Annotated in this window: 9 protein-coding genes; all 9 read right to left on the reverse strand. The window is 37.0% G+C overall.

Translation table 11 applies throughout. The annotated features are described in order from the left end of the window. Nucleotides 1–606: 606 nt before the first annotated feature. The 9 genes from HMJ38_RS20860 to HMJ38_RS20900 all read right to left on the reverse strand — a co-directional run bounded on the left by HMJ38_RS20860 (nucleotide 607) and on the right by HMJ38_RS20900 (nucleotide 7,702). Nucleotides 607–795, reverse strand: coding sequence for a hypothetical protein (locus HMJ38_RS20860; RefSeq protein WP_228780182.1), 189 nt, complete (start codon nucleotides 793–795; stop codon nucleotides 607–609). A 178-nt stretch (nucleotides 796–973) separates the two neighbouring features. Next, complete coding sequence (locus HMJ38_RS20865; RefSeq protein ID WP_194976382.1) at nucleotides 974–1,639, reverse strand: protein-glutamine glutaminase family protein; 666 nt, start codon at nucleotides 1,637–1,639, stop codon at nucleotides 974–976. Between the two features lie 16 nt (nucleotides 1,640–1,655). Beyond that, the gene (locus HMJ38_RS20870; protein WP_194976383.1) at nucleotides 1,656–1,871 is read right to left on the reverse strand and encodes a hypothetical protein; all 216 of its coding nucleotides are present in this window, start codon (nucleotides 1,869–1,871) and stop codon (nucleotides 1,656–1,658) included. A gap of 10 nt (nucleotides 1,872–1,881) precedes the next feature. Beyond that, the gene (locus HMJ38_RS20875) at nucleotides 1,882–2,694 is read right to left on the reverse strand and encodes a hypothetical protein (RefSeq protein ID WP_194976384.1); all 813 of its coding nucleotides are present in this window, start codon (nucleotides 2,692–2,694) and stop codon (nucleotides 1,882–1,884) included. Between the two features lie 479 nt (nucleotides 2,695–3,173). After that, nucleotides 3,174–4,076 (reverse strand): alpha/beta hydrolase, encoded by a 903-nt coding sequence (locus HMJ38_RS20880; RefSeq protein WP_228780183.1) that lies wholly within the window; start codon nucleotides 4,074–4,076, stop codon nucleotides 3,174–3,176. A 31-nt stretch (nucleotides 4,077–4,107) separates the two neighbouring features. Further along, the gene (locus tag HMJ38_RS20885) at nucleotides 4,108–4,455 is read right to left on the reverse strand and encodes a putative toxin-antitoxin system toxin component, PIN family (protein WP_194976385.1); all 348 of its coding nucleotides are present in this window, start codon (nucleotides 4,453–4,455) and stop codon (nucleotides 4,108–4,110) included. Continuing rightward, the gene (locus HMJ38_RS20890; RefSeq protein ID WP_194976386.1) at nucleotides 4,445–4,660 is read right to left on the reverse strand and encodes a hypothetical protein; all 216 of its coding nucleotides are present in this window, start codon (nucleotides 4,658–4,660) and stop codon (nucleotides 4,445–4,447) included. Before HMJ38_RS20890 ends, HMJ38_RS20885 begins: the two co-directional genes overlap by 11 nt. 225 nt (nucleotides 4,661–4,885) lie before the next feature. Further along, nucleotides 4,886–5,842, reverse strand: a complete 957-nt coding sequence (locus HMJ38_RS20895; protein WP_194976387.1) for an alpha/beta hydrolase — start codon at nucleotides 5,840–5,842, stop codon at nucleotides 4,886–4,888. Between the two features lie 618 nt (nucleotides 5,843–6,460). Next, nucleotides 6,461–7,702, reverse strand: coding sequence for an alpha/beta hydrolase-fold protein (locus tag HMJ38_RS20900; RefSeq protein ID WP_194976388.1), 1,242 nt, complete (start codon nucleotides 7,700–7,702; stop codon nucleotides 6,461–6,463). Between the last annotated feature and the right edge of the window lie 242 nt (nucleotides 7,703–7,944).

A 7,944-nucleotide genomic window follows, 5' to 3' on the forward strand; every position in this document is an offset into this window, starting at 1 on the left:
ATCTAAATCTTCCTTTTTGGTTTGAACAGCCAAATATTCACCCTTTTTTAAACTTGCGACACCGGTATTTCCAGAAAAGTCAAATCCTAAACCGATTTCTTGTACTCTTTTATTTTTCTTTTCTTGAGTAATTTATTCGGTAATTCCAGTTGCATAACCTGCAACTTCTTTAACCAAAGGATTAACTGTGGATATTAATTCAATTCCTGAATTGAATATTTTACTATTCAAAAATTTAAGCACTTTTTCTTCAGACTTATTGGCTATATATATGGTATTCAAATAGAAGTCAATACCATTGTTTGGGACACGTAAACCTTGAAGAACCTAAAGCCCTTGTTTGCCACTACCCCCATTATTTCTAAGTGTATATTTTTGAGTATACCTAATATCCTCATCTTCACTCCCGTCTTCTGGCGAATGTTTGGCACTAAATTCAAATAGTATTTCATGTTCAACTCCTAAAATACCAGGATAACGAAAGATATTTACAGTTCCTACCCTAATGTTTATCCTTTTTCCTTTTAGACTTTCATCGGCATCAATTGTCAGTGCATTAATAATAGGGATTTTGTTATCTACCCGATTATGATATTCTAAGTATCCTTAAGCATGCTCTTTTGTTTTCCATGCTTTATTGAATTTCAAATCAGGGATACTTTCTAAAATGGCGTCTGCATTAGTTGGATCTTCTTTAATTAAGCTATCCAATTCATACGCGGATTCGGTATCTCCTATTTCGCTCAAAATTGAAATAGCATCAGATACCTTTAAGTCTGAAAATTTTTGTGCCATTATTTTTTTTAAGTTGTACATCGTTTTTTTATTAATTACACACAACGTTTCGCAACTACCCGAAGGTGGCGATTTCGGAGGGATTCACTGTCAACCAAGCAGAAACTTTGATAGAAGCACAAAGCTTGATTTAACCACTGAACCGCCACTTTTGGGTAGGTGCTGTTGGTGGTAGTTTTTATCTGTCTTGCGTTCTCCAATGTGCCATTCTATCATTATAAAAATTAAGGCAATCATCAACAAGTTCTGCTGGAAGGTTGCTTATTGAACGATTTATTAGTTTTGGCATTTCATTTAATTTAGTGAGATTTTTTAGTTGTTCCTTATATTGATTGTAATTCTGATTAGAATAATATTTGTCGGTAATATAAACTGCCAAATCATTGTATGCTAAACCCGAAGGAATTGATATGGTGTCATTAGTTGCTAGATACCAAAAATGTCCAGTGATAATTTTGGGGAAATTTGTGGGCGTAGCAAAATTATTATGACCCGAACCTGTTAAAGTTAAGCCATCGAATGTGTGAAAAAGATAGTAATTATAGTCTGTGAATGTGTAAATCGCTTCTGGACAATTCAGTTTGCTTATCCATTCCTTGTATGGAATATACTTATTTTCTTTAATTGAAAAATCTATCACAACGGTGTCAATTTTGTTTCCATTCTTTATAGCGAGTAGTGGGGCAACATGGTAGCCCCATGTTATCTTCTCATCTTTATATAAAGGATTGTTTGCTGTCAATTTTTTGTCAGATACCATTGTATAAATTGAAGGAGCAAAAGCCCAAATTTTTCCAATTTCACAACCGCTTACCCTAACTAAAGGCGAGAGTCTCTTGGACAAAAAATGCGCTCTTACTTCACAATAGCCATTTATGTGTTTTTTTTGGCAGATTATACTCTACAGCCTTTTTTAATACTCCGTCTGCTTTGCCTTTATCAAGAGGACATAAAAGTGCTCCAAATGCATTTGCATTATGCATTAATCCGTTTTCTTTGAAACTGACATAAGTCTGCCCATAAGAGTTTCCGGCAAAAACCAATACAATTGCTGTCAGATAAATTATCCTAGTCATAACATTTTATTTAAGTGTTTAAAAAGTCTTCGGCTTCTCTTTTTTGCTCTCTTGTAGGCTGAAGGTTTTCATCTAAAATGTTGAATTTTGAATAAACTGCCTTGATTGTCGAGATATTGTATTTATTCTGGGAGTTCTGAATAGCCGTTTTAAGTGTGTTGCGAGAAACAATGCTTCGCATTCCATATAGAATTGCTCTGCTATCGGTAAAAATATCTTTGCTTTGGTCATCCCGTATGAAAATTTGAAATGGCTTAGCAACTAATTCTTGAGAATTACTTGACATATACTCCTTAACTGTTTCAGATGCGTCTAAAATTTTTTGATAATTCTGATAATTAAAATTACTTGGACCAGGAAGCACCGCAAGTATGTCAGGTTTGTTTATTCCAATACCATTAATTTCATAAGAGACTTTTGCTAAACCTAATTCGGCATTAGCTGCCATTGCGCCAAAATTCAAGTTCAGACTAGACTTTATTTCCGATACTTTCAAAATCACCCGAAGTCCAGCCCCCCATCGTGTCCCATATATTTTACCGCCAATAGGTATTTCCACCATTTTTTCACTAAATATCATAGCTTCATATGACAACACAAAAGAGTTGTAATCACCATTTATAGAACCAACTCCAAAACCCAAGCTAGCAGCAGTTTGAATATTGTAAGAATCTTGTAACACCCTAAATTGAGAAAATGGATTTTCTCCAGTGTTAAGTGGAACGGGCTTTATTTCAGAAGAATTTTCTTCGAAGGTAAAAGCTGAAAAAGCCCCTTTCTCGTTTAATGTAGGGTCTATTGGAAACCATGCTAAATTTGCCATTGCTATTTAATTTAATTTTTATTGCTTACTCTGTTCGGTTTTTAGCTTCCCCGTTTTTTGCACTGTCGTGTTGTTAAAATTACCGCCAACTTACTCACCTGACTGGATTTCCCGGACAGATTTATTAAATATAAATAGATCAGTCTGGTTTTTCCTCCCTTTCACTCTCTAAACCTAACAAATTCTTCCTCCACAAAAAATACCGTAAACAGGGTATTTTTACTTTTTGGGATTTCATTTTATTGAATGATTGCTTGTTCAGGCGTATTTCTGAGGATTTATTTAGCGAATTATTGATGGCCTACTTTTAATCCTGGTTGGGTAAAAAACTTTTTACCTAAAAAATGAATACTAAAGATTATTTTTACAATTTCCTTCACTAGCTTTTATTACGGTTTTTTACTGCTCGTTTATTTGTTTTATTATAACCCTAATTTTTATGGAAAATCGAAAGTTGTGCATTCGTGATATGCCGGCTGCTATTTGCGGGAAGTGAGCACCCGTTGTAACTCTGCAACCACAAAATCCATTGCTGGTTTTGCGCTCTCATCTCCAGCACACCAGCGGCCGGCTAAATGTCCAGCATTAGGCTGGACATATAAGGTAGATTTTATACCTGCACCTAAAAGCTTTTGATGAAATACTTCACCATCATTTCGAATTTTGTCATTTTCTCCTACCACAATGATAGCTTGTGGTACACCTTTTACGTTGTCAGCCAAAACAGGCGAAATGCGAACGTCATTCGCATCATCCGTTTCATTTAGATACCAGTCGATGTACTTCGAATAGGTTAGGTAGGAAACAGAACCGATTGAAAGATTAAGTGCAGGGTTCACAAGTACCTGTGCCATCACCGGAATAGGCGTTTCCTCCGCTGCATTGACCAAGCACAATGAACCGACCAGTTGCCCTCCGGCACTGTCACCGATCAGTACAAGTTTACCGTTTCCATTAAGCTTCTCAGTGTGTGAATAAATCCACTTCATCACTGTATAGGTGTCATTGAAGGGTGCCGGAAACTTGTATTCTGGCGGTCGCCGGTAATTTACAGCCACTACCACAGCTTGTATGTGATTAGCTAAGTAACGACAGATGTTATCATGTGTGTCAAGGTCACCGGCTATCCAGGCAGCACCATGAACCAGGTAAATAACAGGTAAAGGTTTGTTGGAAGAGGGTTGATAAATACGGATAGGGATTGAATCTTTACCACTGCTCACAAAGTCGTTTTTTACATGTGGAACAGGTTCCGGTGCAACGTGAAGATCGGTAATACTTTTTGCAATCGATATGCGTATCTCATCCGGCGTTGTTGTTTTATGCTGCGCTTGTAATAGGACAGGTAGAACTAAAAATGGCAGTAGCAATATTTTCTTCATAGCAGTGATGTATTGGTAGTAGTAAGATTAATTATGACGCACAACGGGATTCAGTCTGCCTGAGGCAGACAGGCTTGGAGCCGGCAGGCCTGCTTGACGTCAGACAGGCATTCGGAGCCGTATTCTTCAGACTTACTCCTACCTTTTTTAATTCCCCAAAGGTTTCAATTTGAGTCAGAAGTGCTTTAACATGTGATTTTTTAAAAAACTTTTTGAACTTGGGCCTTTCTGAAACCACTAAAAACTCTTCAAGTAATTCTTTCGAAAAAATAAGGGTTACTGCTCCAGATTCAAGGAGCATATCCAATTCACCTTGTCTCTTTGAGATCAAAAAACTTATCCACAGGTTAGTATCTAAAATTACCCTTCTATTTTTCATATCGGGCTTTGCGAACTGCCTCAACCTCTTTTGTGATTTCTTCCAAACTAGGAGCTTGATCTGACTTACTTCTGAACTTTTTTAATAACTCAGAAAAATCATTCTCAGAAGTTTCTCTCCTGATCCTTATCAAATCCAAATTTGCCAAGTCTTTCAAAAGGGCTTTAGCTTTAGGGTTCAATATGTCAATTCTAATAGTTTCCATTTTATTAATCTTTCTTAAAGATACGAATTTTTTAAATCGGACGTCTTTTAATCATGCACCACAACAGTCAAGTATAAGCGCAGGGCGGGATTTCGGAGCGATTCACAGTCCGCTTACCGCAAAGTTTATTAGGAGCAAAAATGCTCAGTTTTAGCAATTCAGCCCGCATTGCGCTTATACATTGTTATCTGTTTTTATTCATCAAACATATAGGCAGAAACTTGATCAATCTATATTCATTTGTTTAATCATAAGTTCACCCGGAATATCAAATAGATTTCCTAGAGCAATCATGATTTCGAAGTGATTATATCCCTTTAAAACATACAACTCCAACTCTTTGGATTGCTTTTTTAGAGCTTCTGCAAATGCTTGTGACTGTCTTTTGAACTCAGGACTTTCTTCAGTTCCATAAGCAAGTATAATAGGTGTTCTAATTTTATCTATATGATTGATTGGACTAAGGTCTTCCACCATTTTGTCTGTAAACTCAACATATTCATTTCTGGAAGATAGACTCACAGGGTATAAATCGTAAATCCCGCTGGAGAGAAAGGCACCTTTTATTACATCCGCAGGAAGACCATATTCCGTCCAATCAGTTGTGATAAGAACCCCACCAAGATGACCCCCAGCTGAGTGTCCGGAAAGATAAATTTTGTCAATATCCCCTCCAAATCGTGTAGCATTCTGATAGGTCCATACCACTGCATTTCTTAGCTGATGTACCATTGGGTATAAACTTAGACTTGAATCAGTGACCAGTTCATAATCAGGGGCAATGTACATCGCTCCTAATTCAATAAATTTCCGACCATTGTAAGCCTGTTCCCCAGACCCGTTACCATTTCGCCATGCCCCCCCATGAATATGAATGTGAATAGGCGCATTTTGTCGATTTGGAGCATACAAATCCAATTGTGCAGACGCAGCGCTCCCGTATTGAATACGTTCAGGATTACCAATATTGGATTGTGAAAGTTCCTTTAATGACTTTAATTGGGCCAAAACTAATTTGTAGTTAGGTGCCCAATGGACTTGACTATAAGCTGAATCGAGTGCTCCTTCAGTATAGTCCAAATAAATTTTCTTCTTTGCCGCTAAGTTTGTTTGTGAATATAAATTACAAGCTAAGACTGTAATACAAGCTAATATTATTAGAAATGTGCTATAACTCTTCATTTTATATGGTGTTTAATGAATAATCATCATGGTGAACTTTTAATCCTAATTACAGATAACTTGTTTATTTATAACCTAAAGGTTTATTTATTTCCTTCGGAGAAGTCAAATAGATACACCTGAGGTAAATTTTATTTTTTAAATCTACAAAATTCTTCCTCCACTAAAAATACCCTAAACAGGGTGTTTTTACTATTTGGGATTTCATTTTATTGAATGATTATTTCTATCGGCGTATTGCTGAGGATTTATTTGGCTCATTATTGGTAGCAGCCGATTTGAATTAAATAATGATCCCATAGGGATCAAATATGGGTAGCCCCGGGTAAGGAACGCAACCCGGGGAAAATGATCCACAAAACATCTCCGGTTTTTGGCCTAAATAATGTCAATTATGAATCAGGCTTTCCGCCAAAAACAGGAAAGGTTTGATTGCTTAAAGTCTGGGAAAACTTCGGTCCTCGAATGGTTAGGGATGAAGCTTCAGCTATCTGACTTCCATCAATTGCGTCCTGCTTTAGCTGGACGGTTCCAAAACAGCCCGATTCTCCAAGGGCCGGCAGACAGGTTTACCACTGAATCCGCTATTTATCATACACGCAGTTAGTCTCTGACTTTTTACTTTTTTAGTGCTTTAGATATCCTATCAATTTTTTCTTGAGAATAATCATTATCGCCTGTTTCAAGTGCTTTTCTATAAAACTCTAGTGCCTTCAGGGAGTCTCCAACAGCCAGGTAACAATCTCCTCTTGAGTCGTAGACATTATCACTATTTGGAAAATTGGCAATATTAAAATCGAAGCAGGCAGCTGCCTGGTCCATCTTTTTGTCACGCAAGTAGCGGTTGCCAAGGGAATTGATCAAAGCCTCATCAGGCTTGATTTCGTATCCCATTTTTTGTGACACATTCTCATAGTGCGATTTCACCACTTCCAAAGACTCATCGTTAGGACTCCAATAGAGCTCATCCCTTGACTTTAATCTATACCAGTCAAATAGAAACCGTAAGCCATCATATGTTGTAATTAGTGGAACACTAAAATGATTGTCGTTCTGGTAGTATTTCCATTCAAAATGTAATCCATTGTCCTTCTTTTCTAATGATTTTGCAAATTTCAATTGTGATCTTATAAGTGTTGAACTTGCTGAGGTATCCTCTTCTACATTGGAAATGTTTTGCCCGCCAATCATCGTATTTGCTACACCTAAAAAAAGTCCCTTGTTAGTATAATCATTAACTGATAACAGTGAGTCTACAGTTTCCAGATATGCCATATCATCCCACCAAAAACTTGCATCAATGGCCACATAATTGTTGAAAAGATGGCTTTTGGTGGTGAGGGCATGTATCACACTAAGTCCACCAAATGAATGACCAACATAAGTACGATAAGAGGTTGTTGGATATGTGCTGTCAACATAAGGAATCAACTCCTCCTCGATAAAATCAAGAAAAGCACTACCTCCTCCACTGTCATATTGAAGTTTATTACCGGTGCGATAATCAACATCAGCATGAGTAGGTATTAAATCGCGACTTCTATTTGTATTTGGAATAGCAATAACGATCATTTCCGGAAGAACAAGTGTCCTACTCAATTGTTTAATCAAACCTGTTACAGAATGAAAATGTCCGTCACCATCCAGAAGATATAAAACGGGATACTTTTTGCCTTCCTGATAGTTCATTGGTAGATGCACCCATATTTTTCTGGTTTCTCCAAGAATATCAGACTGGAGTGAGTCAATGTGACCAATCATGATTTGATTGTCATTACTTAATTCTGAGCCGCTTTTGTTTGTCAGATCACATCCAATAGCCATTAGAGCTAAAATTAATAGTGTAAAGGTATTTTTCATAATGATGGTTTTTAATTACCTACAACGGTACGCAGCTAAGAAACGTGGTGCTTTTCGAAGCAATTTCATGTCCACTTTAGCTAAAGTTTATTCAGGGAATAAACCTTTCCCTTGGCACCGGGCGCCCCATGTTTTCTTAGGTGCTGTTGCCAGTAGTGTCTTTATTTTCACGCTACTTTAAATTCCGATTCGTTCATTTCTACACTGAACTTAACGTTAGCTTTTAATGCTTTAAAGACTTT

Origin of the sequence: Aquiflexum lacus (assembly GCF_015476655.1) — a bacterium.
GTDB lineage: Bacteria > Bacteroidota > Bacteroidia > Cytophagales > Cyclobacteriaceae > Aquiflexum > Aquiflexum lacus.